The organism is Cupriavidus sp. USMAHM13, assembly GCF_001854285.1.
Lineage (GTDB): Bacteria > Pseudomonadota > Gammaproteobacteria > Burkholderiales > Burkholderiaceae > Cupriavidus > Cupriavidus malaysiensis.
Window position 1 is genome coordinate 3811898 of the sequence record NZ_CP017751.1, and the last position, 16133, is coordinate 3828030.

At 68.7% G+C, this 16133-nt stretch carries 15 protein-coding genes; 10 read left to right on the forward strand and 5 right to left on the reverse strand.

What is annotated here, in order from left to right; translation table 11 throughout:
- Positions 1–134: 134 nt before the first annotated feature.
- The 3 genes from dnaJ to BKK81_RS16845 form a co-directional block, all read right to left on the reverse strand.
- Positions 135–1271 (reverse strand): molecular chaperone DnaJ, encoded by a 1137-nt coding sequence (gene dnaJ / locus BKK81_RS16835; protein ID WP_071015286.1) that lies wholly within the window; start codon positions 1269–1271, stop codon positions 135–137.
- Between the two features lie 171 nt (positions 1272–1442).
- On the reverse strand, positions 1443–3380 hold the full coding sequence (gene dnaK / locus BKK81_RS16840) for a molecular chaperone DnaK (RefSeq protein WP_071015289.1): 1938 nt from the start codon (positions 3378–3380) through the stop codon (positions 1443–1445).
- A gap of 197 nt (positions 3381–3577) precedes the next feature.
- The gene (locus tag BKK81_RS16845; RefSeq protein WP_071015291.1) at positions 3578–4129 is read right to left on the reverse strand and encodes a cob(I)yrinic acid a,c-diamide adenosyltransferase; all 552 of its coding nucleotides are present in this window, start codon (positions 4127–4129) and stop codon (positions 3578–3580) included.
- 227 nt (positions 4130–4356) lie between these two features.
- Between BKK81_RS16845 and BKK81_RS16850 the strand changes: the two genes are divergently transcribed.
- The 10 genes from BKK81_RS16850 to BKK81_RS16895 all read left to right on the forward strand — a co-directional run bounded on the left by BKK81_RS16850 (position 4357) and on the right by BKK81_RS16895 (position 14248).
- Positions 4357–5775, forward strand: coding sequence for an FAD-binding oxidoreductase (locus BKK81_RS16850; protein ID WP_071015294.1), 1419 nt, complete (start codon positions 4357–4359; stop codon positions 5773–5775).
- A gap of 16 nt (positions 5776–5791) precedes the next feature.
- Positions 5792–6682 carry a LysR substrate-binding domain-containing protein gene (locus BKK81_RS16855; RefSeq protein ID WP_071015297.1) on the forward strand — a complete coding sequence of 297 codons (891 nt, stop codon included), beginning with the start codon at positions 5792–5794 and terminating at the stop codon, positions 6680–6682.
- 189 nt (positions 6683–6871) lie between these two features.
- Entirely contained in the window at positions 6872–8362 is a 1491-nt protein-coding gene (locus BKK81_RS16860) for an FAD-linked oxidase C-terminal domain-containing protein (RefSeq protein ID WP_071015299.1), read from the forward strand.
- A gap of 7 nt (positions 8363–8369) precedes the next feature.
- Entirely contained in the window at positions 8370–9287 is a 918-nt protein-coding gene (locus tag BKK81_RS16865) for an ion transporter (protein WP_071015301.1), read from the forward strand.
- Between the two features lie 58 nt (positions 9288–9345).
- A complete protein-coding gene (gene glcE / locus BKK81_RS16870) occupies positions 9346–10440 on the forward strand; it encodes a glycolate oxidase subunit GlcE (RefSeq protein WP_071015304.1) in 1095 nt (364 codons plus the stop codon).
- Positions 10441–10491: 51 nt separating this feature from the next.
- On the forward strand, positions 10492–11736 hold the full coding sequence (gene glcF / locus BKK81_RS16875) for a glycolate oxidase subunit GlcF (protein WP_071015306.1): 1245 nt from the start codon (positions 10492–10494) through the stop codon (positions 11734–11736).
- Positions 11737–11990: 254 nt separating this feature from the next.
- Positions 11991–12356 carry a CidA/LrgA family protein gene (locus BKK81_RS16880; protein WP_071015309.1) on the forward strand — a complete coding sequence of 122 codons (366 nt, stop codon included), beginning with the start codon at positions 11991–11993 and terminating at the stop codon, positions 12354–12356.
- Positions 12357–12358: 2 nt separating this feature from the next.
- The gene (locus BKK81_RS16885; RefSeq protein ID WP_071015311.1) at positions 12359–13081 is read left to right on the forward strand and encodes an LrgB family protein; all 723 of its coding nucleotides are present in this window, start codon (positions 12359–12361) and stop codon (positions 13079–13081) included.
- 85 nt (positions 13082–13166) lie between these two features.
- Positions 13167–13547, forward strand: coding sequence for a VOC family protein (locus BKK81_RS16890; protein ID WP_156811314.1), 381 nt, complete (start codon positions 13167–13169; stop codon positions 13545–13547).
- An 11-nt stretch (positions 13548–13558) separates the two neighbouring features.
- Entirely contained in the window at positions 13559–14248 is a 690-nt protein-coding gene (locus BKK81_RS16895; protein WP_071015316.1) for a helix-turn-helix transcriptional regulator, read from the forward strand.
- A gap of 100 nt (positions 14249–14348) precedes the next feature.
- Here BKK81_RS16895 and BKK81_RS16900 read toward each other — a convergent pair whose 3' ends face one another.
- A complete protein-coding gene (locus BKK81_RS16900; protein ID WP_071015318.1) occupies positions 14349–14849 on the reverse strand; it encodes a glutathione peroxidase in 501 nt (166 codons plus the stop codon).
- A gap of 76 nt (positions 14850–14925) precedes the next feature.
- Entirely contained in the window at positions 14926–16065 is a 1140-nt protein-coding gene (locus tag BKK81_RS16905) for a PilT/PilU family type 4a pilus ATPase (RefSeq protein ID WP_071015321.1), read from the reverse strand.
- Positions 16066–16133: the final 68 nt, after the last annotated feature.

Below are 16133 nucleotides of genomic sequence, written 5' to 3' on the forward strand. Positions count from 1 at the left end.
AGCCGTCACGGCCGGCCGGCGGGAGAGTGGTCACAAGCCGCGCGGCACGACCACCGGCGCCAGCCGAATCCGCCAGGCGAAAAAAAGCCGCGCTCGCGCGCGGCCTTGTTGCCACGGGACCGGCCCCGCAGCCGTCAGCTGAAGAAGCTCTTCACCTTGTCCAGCCAGGACTGCTCCTGCGGGCTGTGGCGCGAGCCGCCTTCGTGCACCGAGCGGTCGAACTGGCGCAGCATGTCCTTCTGCGCCTCGGTCAGCTTGACCGGCGTCTCCACGGCGACATGCACGTAGAGGTCGCCCGGATAACCGGAGCGCACCCCCTTGATGCCCTTGCCGCGCAGGCGGAAGGTCTTGCCCGCCTGGGTGCCTTCGGGCACCGGGAAGGTCGCCTTGCCGCCCAGCGTGGGCACTTCCAGGTCGCCGCCCAGCGCCGCGGTAGCGAAGGAAATCGGCATCTGGCAATGCAGGTCGTCGCCGTCGCGCTCGAACACCGCATGGGGCTTGATGTGGACTTCCACGTACAGGTCACCCGGCGGCCCGCCGTTGATGCCAGGTTCGCCGTTGCCGGACGAGCGGATGCGCATGCCCTCGTCGATGCCGGCCGGGATCTTGACCTCCAGCGTCTTCTGCGACTTCAGCCTGCCCTGGCCATGGCACTTGGTGCAGGGCTTGGGAATGTGCTTGCCGCTGCCGTGGCACTTCGGGCAGGTCTGCTGCATGCTGAAGAAGCCCTGCGACACGCGCACCTGGCCCACGCCGTTACAGGTCGGGCAGGTCTCGACATTGGTGCCGGGCTCGGCGCCGTTGCCGTGGCAGCGGTCGCACTCGTCCCAGTGCGGCACGCGGATCTGCGCCTCGTGGCCGTGCGCGGCCTGCTCCAGCGTGATCTCCATGCTGTAGCGCAGGTCGGCGCCGCGGTAGACCTGCGGGCCGCCGCCGCCGCGGCGGCCGCCGCCGCCCTGGCCGAAGATGTCGCCGAAAATATCGCCGAAGGCCTCGGCGAAGCCGCCGTAGCCCTGGCCGCCGCCGAAACCGCCCGCCATATTGGGGTCGACGCCGGCGTGGCCGTACTGGTCGTAGGCGGCCTTCTTTTCCGGATCCGAGAGCATCTCGTAGGCCTCCTTGGCCTCCTTGAACTTCTCCTCGGCATCCTTGCTGTCCGGATTGCGGTCCGGGTGGTACTTCATCGCGAGCTTGCGATAGGACTTCTTGATCTCTTCGTCGCTCGCGTTCTTACCCACCCCGAGCACTTCGTAATAGTCACGTTTTGCCATGGTGGCTGCTTACCTGAGTGGCCGGGTGCGCAAGACGCGCGCACCGGGCGAATAGCAAAAAAGCCGAGCGAGGCATCCGACGGCGGTCACCCGCTTGGTCCGATGTCCGTCGCCCGGCGTCGGGACGGGTCACGGCGGGGCGCCCAGCCCGCGCCGCACCCGCGGTCCCGTTTACTTCTTGTCGTTGACTTCCTTGAACTCGGCATCCACGACGTTGTCGTCCTGCGGCTGCGCCTGCTGCTGCGCGCCGGCCGCACCGGCCGCGGCGCCTTCGCCGGCCTTGGCCTGCATGTCGGCGTAGACCTTCTCGCCCAGCTTCTGGCTGGCTTCCGACAGGGCGTTGATCTTGGCCTCGATGTCGGCCTTGTCGCCGCCGCGCACCGCATCTTCCAGTTCCTTGACGGCAGCCTCGATCTTTTCCTTCTCGCCGGCTTCCAGCTTGTCGCCGTACTCGGTGACCGCCTTCCGGGTCGAGTGGATCAGCGCATCGGCCTGGTTGCGGGCATCCGCCAGCTCACGGGCCTTCTTGTCTTCCTCGGCGTTGGCCTCGGCGTCCTTGACCATGCGCTGGATCTCGTCTTCCGACAGGCCCGAGTTCGCCTTGATGGTGATCCGGTTTTCCTTGCCGGTGGCCTTGTCCTTGGCGCCCACGTGCAGGATGCCGTTGGCGTCGATGTCGAAGGACACTTCGATCTGCGGCGTGCCGCGCGGCGACGGCGGGATGCCCTCGAGGTTGAACTCGCCCAGCAGCTTGTTACCGGAGGCCATCTCACGCTCGCCCTGGTAGACCTTGATGGTCACCGCGGGCTGGTTGTCGTCGGCGGTCGAGAATACCTGCGCGTGCTTGGTCGGGATCGTGGTGTTCTTGCCGATCATCTTGGTCATCACGCCGCCCAGCGTCTCGATGCCCAGCGACAGCGGGGTCACGTCCAGCAGCAGCACGTCCTTGCGGTCGCCCGACAACACCGAGCCCTGGATCGCGGCGCCGACGGCCACGGCCTCGTCGGGGTTGACGTCCTTGCGCGCTTCCTTGCCGAAGAACTCCTTGACCTGCTCCTGCACCTTGGGCATGCGGGTCATGCCGCCGACCAGGATCACGTCATCGATGTCGCTGACCTTGATGCCGGCGTCCTTGATCGCGATGCGGCAAGGCTCGATGGTGCGCGTGATCAGTTCCTCGACCAGCGCTTCCAGCTTGGCGCGGGTGATCTTCAGGTTCAAGTGCTTCGGACCCGAGGCATCCGCCGTGATGTACGGCAGGTTGATCTCGGTCTGCTGCGAGCTCGACAGTTCGATCTTGGCCTTTTCGGCAGCTTCCTTCAGGCGCTGCAGTGCGAGCACGTCCTTGGACAGGTCGACGCCCTGCTCCTTCTTGAACTCACCGATGATGTAATCGATGATGCGCTGGTCGAAGTCCTCGCCGCCAAGGAAGGTGTCGCCGTTGGTCGACAGCACTTCGAACTGCTTCTCGCCATCCACGTCCGCGATCTCGATGATCGAGATGTCGAAGGTGCCGCCGCCGAGGTCATACACGGCGATCTTGCGGTCGCCCTTCTCGTTCTTGTCCAGGCCGAAGGCCAGCGCGGCCGCGGTCGGCTCGTTGATGATGCGCTTGACGTCCAGGCCGGCGATGCGGCCGGCGTCCTTGGTGGCCTGGCGCTGGCTGTCGTTGAAGTAGGCCGGCACGGTGATGACCGCTTCGGTCACCGGCTCGCCGAGGTAGTCCTCGGCGGTCTTCTTCATCTTGCGCAGCACTTCGGCGGAGACCTGCGGCGGCGCCAGCTTCTGCTCGCGCACCGAAACCCATGCGTCGCCGTTGTCGGCCTTGACGATGGAGTACGGCATCAGGCCGATGTCCTTCTGGACTTCCTTCTCTTCGAACTTGCGGCCGATCAGGCGCTTCACCGCATACAGGGTGTTGCGCGGATTGGTGACCGCCTGGCGCTTGGCCGGCGCGCCCACCAGGATCTCGCCGTCTTCCATGTAGGCGATGATCGACGGGGTGGTACGGGCGCCTTCCGAATTCTCGATGACCTTGGGAGTGTTGCCTTCCAGGATCGCCACGCAGCTATTGGTGGTACCGAGGTCGATACCGATGATCTTACCCATTTATTCTCTCCTATTGAGCCATCGCTATCCGCGCGGCTGCAATTCAACCTGAGGCCGAAATTGTGGCACCCAGGGGCTTTTCAAGGGTCTACAGCGCTTTTCCGACTAAATTTCTCGACTTTTCGCGGGGATATCGGCAGGAGGCCGCGTGCCGGAACCCGGACGTGAAGTCCCGGCGCAACAAAGTCGACCTTCCGTCACTCATCCCGGGCGCGCTGCCACAGCACGTCGCTGCCGCCGGCGGACCGGTTGAGCACGCGGGCCAGCACGAACAGCAGGTCCGACAGGCGGTTCAGGTAGTGGCGCGGCGCATCGTTGAGCGCCTCGGCGGCACCGAGGGCAACCAGGCTGCGCTCCGCCCGGCGGCAGACGGCACGGCAGACGTGGGCCTGGGCCGCGCCCCGGCTGCCGCCCGGCAGGATGAACTCGGCCAGGCGCGGCAGGTCGGCGTTGTAATGGGCCAGCCACTCGTCGAGCCGGATCACGTGGGCCTCCTTGAGCAGCGGGTAACCCGGGATGGACAGTTCGCCACCGAGATCGAACAGGTCGTGCTGCACCTGCAGCAGGGCCCCGCGCACCGCCTCCGGCAGGTCCTCGGTCAGCAGCAGGCCGAGTTGCGAATTCAGTTCGTCGACATCGCCGATGGCGCCGATGCGCAGGCTGTCCTTTCCGGTTCGGCTGCCGTCGCCGAGGCCGGTGGTGCCGTCGTCGCCGGTGCGGGTCACGATCTTGGTCAGGCGCTTGCCCATGTTCTGCTCTCTCCTGCGGCGCTTGCCGCGCTATAGCTTGTGAACCGGACATTATGGCGCCGTTCGCGTCGCGCGGGCAGTCCGGCGCGGCCACCGCCTCCGGGCCGCCGGCCCCGGGGCGTAAAATAAACAAATTGACACCCAGACGAAACCGGGCCGCGCCCCTGCCGCCCGCCGGTCCGCTGCCGGCGGCGCGGGCGCCGGGAACGGGCCCGCAGGAGACCGGCATGAACCACCCCACCCCCCAAGCCGCGCTGGCGCGCCGCCCGCTGCCGCCCGCTGTCGTCCAGGCCCTGCAGGCCCGCTTCGGCGAGCGCTTTTCCACCTCGGCGGGCGTGCGCGAGCACCATGGCCGCGACGAATCGCCGTTCCCGCCCGCCCTGCCGGATGCCGTGGTGTTCGCGCACAGCACCGACGAGGTAGCCGCGGTGGCGCGGCTGTGCCATGACCACGACGTGCCGCTGATCCCCTATGGCGTCGGCTCCTCGCTCGAAGGCCACCTGCTGGCGGTGGCCGGCGGCATCAGCCTGGACCTGTCGCAGATGAACCGCGTCGTCGCGCTGCAGGCCGAAGACCTGACCGTGACCGTGCAGCCCGGCGTGACGCGCAAGCAGTTGAACCAGGAAATCAAGGATAGCGGGCTGTTCTTCCCCATCGACCCGGGCGCCGACGCTTCGCTGGGCGGCATGTGCGCCACGCGCGCCTCGGGCACCAATGCCGTGCGCTACGGCACCATGCGCGAGAACGTGCTGGCGCTGACGGTGGTCACCGCCGACGGCCGCGTGATCAAGACCGGCACGCACGCGCGCAAGTCTTCCGCCGGCTACGACCTGACCCGCCTGTTCATCGGCAGCGAAGGCACGCTCGGCATCCTGACCGAGATCACGGTGCGCCTCTACCCGCAGCCCGAGGCCATCTCGGCCGCGGTGTGCGCCTTCCCCAGCATGCGCAGCGCCGTGCAGGCGGTGATCGAGACCATCCAGCTCGGCGTGCCGGTGGCGCGCGTGGAGTTCGTCGACCCGCTCGCCATCCGCGCCATCAACCGGCACGACAAGCTGGCGCTGCCCGAGCTGCCCCACCTGTTCTTCGAGTTCCACGGCAGCGAGGCCGGCGTGCGCGAGCAGGCCGAGACGGTGCAGCAGATCGCCGCCGACCACGGCGGCCAGGGCTTCGAATGGGCAACCCGCCCCGAAGACCGCAGCCGCCTCTGGAATGCACGCCACAATGCCTATTTCGCCATGCTGCAGCTCAAGCCGGGCTGCCGCGCGGTGACCACCGACGTGTGCGTGCCGATCTCCCGCCTGGCCGACTGCGTGGGTGAGACCGAGCGCGACCTGCGCGCCTCTTCGCTGCCCTGCCCCATCGTCGGCCACGTCGGCGACGGCAATTTCCACGTGGTGATCCTGGTCGACCCGGCACTGCCGCGGGAGATGGAAGAGGCCGAGGCACTCAACCGCCGCATCGTCGAGCGCGCGCTGGCCATGGGCGGCACCTGCACCGGCGAGCACGGCGTGGGGCTGCACAAGATGGACTTCCTGGTGCGCGAGCACGGCGAGGACGCGCTCGACCTGATGCGCGCGATCAAGGATGCGCTCGATCCGAAGCACATCCTGAACCCCGGCAAGATCTTCCGCGCCTCGCGCTGAAGGAGCACGCGCATCCATGGCTTCGCTGTTCAACCGCGTCCCGCCGCTGCACCTGCTGATCGCCTTCGAGGCGGCCGCCCGGCTGGGCAGCTTTGCGCGCGCCGCCGAGGAACTGTCCGTCACGCCCAGCGCGGTCTCGCACCGCATCAAGAACCTCGAAGAGCTGTGGGGCGACGACCTGTTCGTGCGCGCCAACGCCGCGCTGCGCCTGACCGCGGCCGGCACGCGCTACCTGCGCAATGTGCAGGATGCGCTCAAGTCGCTCAACGAACTGGCCCGCCCCGAGTACAACAAGCAGCGCGCGCGCCTGCGCGTGGCGATCCCGCCCACCTTCGGACGCCAGCACCTGGTGCCGCGCCTGCCAGAGTTCGGCGCGCTGTACCCGCACATCGACATCGAACTGCACCTGGCCGTCCCCCTGCTCGACGTCAAGGCCCAGGACACGGATGTGGAGATCCGCTACGGCACCGGCCGCTATCCCGACCTGAAGGCCACCAGGCTGCTGGTCGAACCGGTCTTTCCCGCCTGCGGGCGCGAATACTTCGAGCGCATCGACGGCCGCGCCGTGACGCGCCCGGAGCACCTGCACGGCCTGGTGCTGCTGCGCAGCCCGCTGGAACCGTGGAAACCCTGGTTCGAGACCGCCGGCCTGGACTGGCCCGAACCCCAGACCGGGCCCCAGTTCAACGACATCGGGCTGATGCTCGAAGCCATCGCCACCAACCAGGGCGTGGCGCTGGTGCGCCAGCGCATGGCCAAGCAGTGGCTGTCGCTCGGCCAGATGGTGCGCCTGCTGGACATCGAATCGGTATCGCCGCACGGCTACTACATCGTCGAGCGCGAACAGGCGCCGCTCAATCCCGAGGCCCGCTACTTCGTCGACTGGCTGCTGGGCCTCGACTGGTAGAACCCGGCCCTGCCGCCCTATCATGCCTATGCCTGGGGACGGCGGCCGGCATGCCGCCCCGGCATGAACGGAATTGATCGCCCTGCCGCGCCGAATTCACGTCTGCAGCAGGCGTTTCCGGCGCGCGGCTGCGCTATAGTCAGCGCTCCCGGACACGGCGTGCCGCGCCCGGCCACTACAGGAGTTGCCATGAATGCCCCGCACGAAGCCAAGCCCCTGACCGATGCCGCCCGCCAGGCGCTGCTCGACGGCCTGGCCGCGATCCTGCCCGACGCGGCGCTGCTGACCCGTCCGGAAGATACCGTGCCCTACGAGTGCGATGGCCTGGCCGCCTACCGACAATTGCCGCTGGCGGTGGCCCTGCCGGATACCGAGGACCAGGTGGTGGCCATCCTGCGCCTGTGCCACCGGCTCGGCGTGGCGGTGGTGCCGCGCGGCGCCGGCACCAGCCTGTCAGGCGGCGCCATGCCGGTCGCCGACGGCCTGGTGCTGTCGCTGGCCAAGTTCAAGCGCATCGTCTGCGTGGATGCGCGCGCGCGCACCGCCGTGGTCCAGCCCGGCGTGCGCAACCTGGCCATCTCCGAGGCCGCCGCGCCCCACCAGCTCTACTACGCCCCCGACCCCTCCTCGCAGATCGCCTGCACCATCGGCGGCAACGTCAGCGAGAACTCGGGCGGCGTGCACTGCCTGAAGTACGGACTGACCGTGCACAACGTGTTGCGCGTGCGCGCCGTGACCATGGAAGGCGAAGTGGTCGAATTCGGCTCCGAGGCCCCCGACGCGCCCGGCCTCGACCTGCTGGCGGTGCTGATCGGCTCCGAGGGCATGCTGGCGGTGGTGACCGAGGTCACCGTGCGGCTGATCCCCAAGCCCCAGCTCGCCCAGGTCATCATGGCCAGCTTCGACGACGTGGAGAAAGGCGGCAATGCGGTGGCCGACGTGATCGCCGCCGGCATCATCCCGGCCGGCCTGGAAATGATGGACAAGCCGGCCACGGCCGCGGTCGAGGAATTCGTGCACGCCGGCTACGACCTCGATGCCGCCGCCATCCTGCTGTGCGAGTCCGACGGCACGCCCGAGGAAGTTGCCGAGGAGATCGCACGCATGAGCGAGGTGCTGCGCGCCTCCGGCGCGACCCGCATCACCGTGTCGCAGAGCGAGAGCGAGCGCCTGCGCTTCTGGAGCGGACGCAAGAACGCCTTCCCCGCCGCCGGCCGCATCTCGCCCGACTACTACTGCATGGACGGCACCATCCCGCGCAAGCACATCGGCACCCTGCTCAAGCGCATCGAGCAGATGGAGGGCAAGTACGGCCTGCGCTGCATCAATGTGTTCCATGCCGGCGACGGCAATATGCACCCGCTGGTGCTGTTCGACGGCGCGGACCAGGACGAGTGGCACCGCGCCGAGCTGTTCGGCGCCGACATCCTGGAAGCCTGCGTGGAACTGGGCGGCACCGTCACCGGTGAGCACGGCGTCGGCGTGGAGAAGCTCAATTCGATGTGCGTGCAGTTCGCTCCGGCCGAGCGCGAAGCCTTCTTCGCCGTCAAGGCGGCCTTCGACCCGGCGCGCCTGCTCAATCCCGACAAGGCCATCCCGACCCTGGCGCGCTGCGCCGAGTACGGCAAGATGCACGTGCGCCGCGGGCTGCTGCCCCACCCCGACCTGCCGCGCTTCTGACGCCACCATGTCCCGACCGTTGCAACAGGAAATGCTGCGCCAGCGCCTGGGCAGGCCCGAGGCCGGCTGGCGCCAGCGGTGGTACACCATCATCTTCGAGGCCGACACGCGCGCCGGGCGCCTGTTCGACATCGCGCTGCTGGGCGCCATCGTGGCCAGCGTGCTGGTGGTGGTGCTCGACAGCCTGGCGGCCGTGAACCAGCGCCTGGGCACCTTCTTCACCGTGCTGGAATGGATGTTCACGCTGCTGTTCACCATCGAGTACGCCATGCGCGTGCTGGTGGTGCGGCGGCCGCTGCGCTATGTGTTCAGCTTCTTCGGCATCATCGACTTCATCTCCATCCTGCCGACCTGGCTGGCCTTCTTCGTGCCGGAGCTGGCCTTCCTGATCGACGTGCGGCTGCTGCGGCTGCTGCGCGTGTTCCGCATCCTGAAGCTGACCGTCTACTTCGAGGAGGCGCAGGTCCTCTACCTGGCGCTGGCCAACAGCCGCCGCAAGATCGGTGTGTTCCTGTGCACCGTCTGCATCATCACCGTGATCCTCGGCACCGTGATGTACGTGGTGGAGGGCCCGGAGCACGGCTTCACCAGCATCCCGACCAGCATGTACTGGGCAGTGGTCACGCTGACCACCACCGGCTTCGGCGACATGGTGCCCAAGACGCCGCTGGGCCAGCTCATCACCTCGCTCACCATCCTGCTCGGCTACGGCATCATCGCCTTCCCCACCGGCATCGTCGGCGCGGAGCTGGCGGCGACCATCATCCGGCGCCCCCTCACCACGCGCACCTGCACCCATTGCCTGAGCGAGGGACACGATGCCGACGCGCATTTCTGCAAGCACTGCGGCAGCGCGATGGCACCGCACCAGAATGACGCCGGGATACAGGCGCCGCCGGGTGCCGGTGCCGGGCGCAAGCCCTAGCGGCGCGGCGGCGACCACATCATTCAGAACAGAACAGCCAGACCAGAGACAACCCCACATGGATACCTCGCTCGACGCCTTCCGCGATGCCATCCGCCAGGCCGCCGCCCAGCGCACTCCGCTGCGGCTGCGCGGCGGCGGCAGCAAGGACTTCTACGGCCAGGCCCCCGCCGGCACGCTGCTCGACACGCGCGGATGGCGCGGCATCGTCGAATACGATCCGGCCGAGCTGGTGGTCACGGCGCGCTGCGGCACGCCGCTGGCGGAGCTGGAAGCGGCGCTGGCGGAAAAGCGGCAGATGCTGGCCTTCGAGCCGCCGCATCTCGATGCCGGCGCCGGGCTGGCGACCGTGGGCGGCGCCGTGGCCGCCGGCCTGTCGGGGCCGCGCCGGCAATCGGTCGGCGCGCTGCGTGACTTTGTCCTCGGCGCCCAGCTGATGGACGGGCGCGGCGAGGTGCTGAACTTCGGCGGCCAGGTGATGAAGAACGTGGCCGGCTATGACGTCTCGCGCCTGCTGGCCGGCTCGCTCGGCACATTGGGCCTGATCCTGGAAGTCTCACTGAAGGTGCTGCCGATCCCCTTCGCCGATACCACGCTGCGCTTCGCCTTCGACCAGCAGCAAGCCCTCGATGCACTCAATACCTGGGGCGGCCGCCCGCTGCCGATCGCGGCCTCGGCCTGGCACGACGGTGCGCTGCACGTGCGCCTGTCGGGCGCCGAGGCGGCGCTGCGCGCGGCTTGCGCCCAGCTCGGCGGCGAGACCGTGGCCGAGAGCGAGTCGGCCGCACTGTGGCAGGCACTGCGCGAACAGAGCCATGCCTTTTTCGCCCCTGTCGCCGCTGGCCGCGCCTTGTGGCGCATCGCCGTACCGGGCACCGCCGCGCCACTCGCCCTGCCCGGCGCGCAACTGGTGGAATGGGGCGGCGGGCAGCGCTGGTGGCTGGCCGACGATGACAGCGCGGACACGGCAGCCCATGTGCGCGCGGCCGCGCAGGCGGCGCGCGGACACGCCACGCTGTTCCGCAACGGCGACAAGTCGGTCGGCGTGTTCACGCCGCAACCGGCGCCGCTGGCAGCGATCCACGCGCGCCTGAAGGCTGCCTTCGACCCGGCCGGCATCTTCAATCCGCAGCGGCTCTACCCCGGGCTCTGAGGCCCGCGCCGACGGCAAGCGCCCGACCCTGACCCACACGGCACCGAGACCATGCAAATCACCCTGGCCGATTTTCTCCGCGACACACCCGAGGGCACGGAAGCCCAGTCCATCGTCGGCAAGTGTGTGCACTGCGGCTTCTGCACCGCCACCTGCCCCACCTACCAGCTGCTCGGCGACGAGCTGGACGGGCCGCGCGGCCGCATCTACCTGATGAAGCAGGTGCTCGAAGGCCAGCCGGTCAGCGAATCGACGCGCCTGCACCTGGACCGCTGCCTGACCTGCCGCAACTGCGAGTCGACCTGTCCGTCGGGGGTGCGCTACGGCCGCCTGGTCGATATCGGGCGCGAGGTGGTCGAACAACGGCTGGCCGCCGCCGGCAAGCTGCGCCCGGCCGGCGAGCGTGCGCTGCGCTGGGTCCTGCGCGAAGGCCTGACGCGTCCCGCGCTGTTCGGCTCCGCGCTGCGGCTGGGGCAGATGGCGCGGCCGCTGCTGCCCGCCGCGCTGCGCGCCAAGGTGCCGCCGCTGCAGGACGCCGGCGTGCGCCCGCGTCGCAGCCACGCACGCAAGATGCTGCTGCTGGAAGGTTGCGTGCAGCCCGCCATGTCGCCCAATATCAATGCCGCCACCGCGCGCGTGTTCGACCGCCTCGGCATCGAACTGGTGACGGCGCGCGAAGCCGGTTGCTGCGGCGCGATCCGCTACCACACGGGCGACCACGCCGGCGGCCTCGACCATATGCGGCGCAATATCGATGCCTGGTGGCCACACATCGAAGCGGGCGCCGAAGCCATCGTGATGACCGCCTCGGGCTGCGGCGCGCTGGTCAAGGAATACGGCCACCTGCTGCGCGACGACGCGCGCTACGCCGAGCGCGCGCGCCGCGTCTCCGCGCTGACGCGCGACCTCAGCGAGGTCCTGCCCGATTTCGCCGACGAACTGCAGGCCCAGGCCGGCACCGTGCCGCGCGCAGGCCGGCGCGTCGCCTACCACCCACCCTGCACGCTGCAGCACGGCCAGCAGATCCGCGGCAAGGTCGAAGCGCTGCTGGGCCGGCTCGGCATCGAGGTCAGGCTATGCGCGGACAGCCACCTGTGCTGCGGCTCGGCGGGCACCTACTCGGTGCTGCAGCCGGAACTGTCCCTGCGCCTGCGCGATGACAAGCTGGCCAAGCTGCAGGCCTGCGAACCGGAAGCCATCGTCTCGGCCAACATCGGCTGCATCACGCACCTGCAAGGTGGGACCGGGACGCCGGTGATGCACTGGATCGAGCTGGTGGACCGGGTGCTGGGGTAGGCGAAAACGGCGGCGCGGCGCGAAGCCCGTTACGCGGGACGAAGCCGTCGAGATACGCCAACACCACGCGCCAAGCACGAGGTCTTGGCTCCCTCTCCCCGTACGAGGAGCGGCTTGGGGAGAGGGGTGGTCCAGCAAGGCGCCACGCATGACGAAGCCAACCGATTGGCACAGGAACGAGGCCCAGCCCTCCCCCCCTGGAGTACCATATCCGCCGATCGCGTCCCTCCGGCTTCCGGCCGGCCAGAATTTTCATGCTCCAGACCTTCGCCATCCTGCTGATCTTCCAATCCATCGGCGAGGTGATCAGCTACGCGCTGCACCTGCCCGTGCCCGGCCCGGTGATCGGCATGATCCTGCTGTTCGGCTGGCTGGTCTTCGACGACCGGCTGCTGCCCGTGATCCAACCCACCACCGGCGAACTGCTCAAGCACCTGTCGCTGCTGTTCGTGCCTGCCGGCGTCGGCATCATGGTGCACGCGCGGCGCATCGAGGGCGAGTGGCTGCCGATCGCCGTCGCCCTGGTGCTGTCGACCTGGCTGGCGATCGCCACCGCCGCGCTGGTCACGCGCATGCTGATGCGCCGTGCCGCGCGCGCCGAGGGAGGGAAGCAGCCATGACCATGACGCCGCGCCTGAACGAGATCTGGGTCTATCTGGCCGCCACGCCGCTGCTGGGGCTGACCGCCACGCTGCTGGCCTATGTCTTCGCGCACCGCATCTACGAGCGCGCGCGCTTCTCGCCGCTGGCCAATCCGGTGATGATCGCCGTGGCACTGCTGGTCACCGTGCTGACGGTGACCGGCACGCCCTACCAGACCTATTTCGACGGCGCCCAGTTCGTGCACTTCCTGCTGGGCCCCGTCACGGTGGCGCTGGCGGTACCGCTCTACCTGCAGCTGCCCAAGCTGCGCACCCATGTGCTGCCGCTGCTGGGCGGCCTGTTCGCCGGCTCGTTGATGGCGGTGGTGTCAGCGGTCGGCATCGGCTGGCTGCTCGGCGCCTCGCCGCAGACGCTGCTGTCGCTGGCGCCCAAGTCGGTCACCATCCCCATCGCCATGGGCGTGGCCGAGAAGATCGGCGGCCTGCCTTCGCTGACGGCCGTGCTGGTGATGCTGACCGGCATCATCGGCGCGGTCAGCGCCTCCGGCGTGCTGGACCTGCTGGGCGTGCGTGACGACAGCGTGCGCGGCTTCGCCACCGGGGTGGCGGCGCACGGCATCGGCACCGCGCGCGCTTTCCAGGTGAACCAGGAAACCGGCGCCTTCTCGGCGCTGGGAATGGGACTGAACGGCGTGCTGACGGCCATCCTGGTCCCCATCCTGGCGGCATGGATGCCACGCTGAAGCGGCGCGCACGATACTGACAGCACGCTGTCAGGAGCCGCCGCGCATGATGCGAACTCCACAACCGCCGACCTCAGGAGGCATCATGCAACACGGTCTGATCAACTGGCTGGAGATCCCGGTCAACGACATGGCGCGCGCCGTGCGCTTCTACGAGCAGGTGCTCGACGTCCGCCTCAAGCGCGAGTCGATGAGCGACCTCGACATGGCGATCTTCCCCAATACCGACCCGGGCGGCGCCCTGGTGGCCGGCGAGGGCTTCCGCCCCAGCACCGGCGGTCCCCTGCCCTACCTGCACGCACCCCGCCTCGACGCCTTGCTGGCGCGCGTGCGCGAGGCCGGCGGCGAGGTGGTGTTCGGACCGCTGCTGCTGCCCGACAACATCGGCCGCATCGCCCACTTCGCCGACAGCGAAGGCAACCGCATCGGCGTGCACGAGCCGCCCGCGGGCGCCGCACAAGGCTGAACGGCTGCCGCATGAGCCGACGCGCCGACCGTCTCTTCCAGATCGTCCAGGTGCTGCGCGGGCGCCGCCTGACCACGGCGGCGCTGCTGGCGCAGCGGCTGGGCGTGTCCGAACGCACCGTCTACCGCGATATCCAGGCGCTGTCGTTGTCGGGCGTGCCGGTGGAGGGCGAGGCCGGCATCGGCTACCGGCTGCGCGCCGACTTCGACGTGCCACCGCTGATGTTCAGCGCGCTCGAGGTCGAGGCCATGGTGGCCGGCCTGCGCCTGCTGAAGGCCTGGGGCGGCGGCGCGCTGGCGGCGGCGGCCGACCCGGCGCTGGAGAAGCTGGTGGCGGCACTACCGCCGGCGCGCCGCATCGCGGCGCAGCAGAGCCGCATCTTCGCGCCGGAATTCGTCAACCCGGCGCACGTGCGCGACACCTTCGACGTGGTCCATGCGGCGCTGGGCGAACAGCGCCTGCTGGAGCTCGACTACAGCGACGCCCAGCAACGCATCACCGAGCGCGTGGTGCAGCCGCTCGGCCTCTTCTTCTGGGGCAACGCCTGGCTGCTGGCCGCCTGGTGCACGGCGCGCACGGACTACCGCAGCTTCCGCCTGGACCGCTGCCGCGCCATCCGCATGCTGGAAGCGCGCTTCCACGAAACGCCCGAGCGCTCGCTGAACGGCTTCCTGCGGGCGGTGCAGGCCAGCGGCGGGTAGCAGCGGGTAGCAGCGGGGAGCGGCGGGGGCGCCAGCCAGCGCCGGAGGCAGGCCGGCGGTGCCGGCATGCCGAATCCGGGATTTCAGGACCCTCGCTTCGTCAGGCTGCCGGAGCCGGTTCCGCCAGCAGCGCCTCGATGTCGCGCTTCAGTTCCTCCGGCTTGGTGGTCGGCGCATAGCGCTTGAACACGCTGCCGTCGCGGCGCAGCAGGAACTTGGTGAAATTCCACTTGATGGCCTCGGTGCCCAGCACGCCGGGCTTCTCCGACGTCAGCCAGCGGTACAGCGGGTGGGCAGCCGGCCCCTTGACGTCGATCTTGGCGAACATCGGGAAACTGACGCGGAAGCGCGTGTCGCAGAATTGCGCGATCTGTTCTGCGTCGCCCGGCTCCTGTTTGCCGAACTGGTTGCAGGGAAAGCCGAGCACGTCGAAATCCTGCCCGGCATAGGTTTCCTGCAGCGCCTGCAGGCCGGCGTACTGCGGCGTGAAGCCGCATTCGCTGGCGGTATTGACGATCAGCAGCACCTTGCCGCGGAACTGCGACAGCGGCACCGGCCGGCCGGCCAGCGATTCGGCCTCGAACTGGTAGACATGGCTCATGACGGGGACTCGGGAAGTTGTCGGGATAAAGACGGCCACAGCATAGCGCGGCCGCGCCCCGCGTGCGCGCGGCAGCTCAGATCACGTTCAGGTGCTCGGTGCCGGCGGCCAGGTCGCCGTCGCGGTTCCTGGTGCTGTGCAGCTTGATCATCAGCCGCAGGTCGTTGAGCGAGTCGGCATTGCGCAATGCATCCTCGTAGCTGATCTTGTCTTCCTCGTACAGGTCGAACAGCGCCTGGTCGAAAGAGATCATGCCCTGCTCGCGCGATTTCTTGATGACCTCCTTGAGCTCGTGGATCTCGCCCTTGAAGATCAGGTCGGCCACCAGCGGCGTGCCGATCATGATCTCCACCGCCGGCACCCGGCCCTTGCGCCCCTTGCGCGGCAGCAGGCGCTGCGAAATCATCGCCTTGAGGTTCAGCGACAGGTCGATCAGCAACTGCTGGCGCTTTTCCTCGGGAAAGAAGTTCACCACGCGGTCGATGGCCTGGTTCGCGTTGTTGGCGTGCAGCGTGGCCAGGCACAGGTGGCCGGTCTCGGCGTACTGCATCGCGTACTCCATGGTCTCGCGGTCGCGGATCTCACCGATCAGGATCACGTCGGGCGCCTGGCGCAGCGTGTTCTTCAGCGCCACGTGCCAGCTTTCGGTATCGATGCCCACCTCGCGCTGCGTGACGATGCAGTTCTGGTGGGCGTGCACGTACTCGATCGGGTCTTCGATGGTGATGATGTGGCCGTAGGACTGCGCGTTGCGGTGATCCAGCATGGCCGCCAGCGTGGTCGACTTGCCCGAGCCGGTGGCGCCGGTGACGATCACCAGGCCGCGCTTGGACATCACGATCTCGTGCAGCGTGGCCGGCAGGTCGAGTTCGGCCACGGTGGGGATGCGCGTATTGATGGTCCGCAGCACCATGCCGGCCTTGCCCTGCTGGATGAAGGCCGAAGCGCGGAAGCGCCCGGCGTTGGGCACCGACAGGGCGAAGTTGCATTCGTGGCTGTCGTCGAACTCGGCGATCTGCCGCTCGTTCATGATGGCCCGCACCAGCCCGAGCGCCTGGGTGACGTTGAGCGGCTGCTGCGAGACCGGCGTGATCTTGCCGTCCACCTTGATCGCCGGCGGAAAATCGGCGGTGATGAACAGGTCCGAGCCGCGGTTGCCTACCATCAGCACCAGCAGCTCGTGGATGTACTTGGCGGCGGATTCGCGATCGAGCATGGCGCAGTCCTGCGGTTGTGCGTGGTACGTGTTGCGTAAGGCGGGCGGCAGGTGCCTCGGCGGCACGT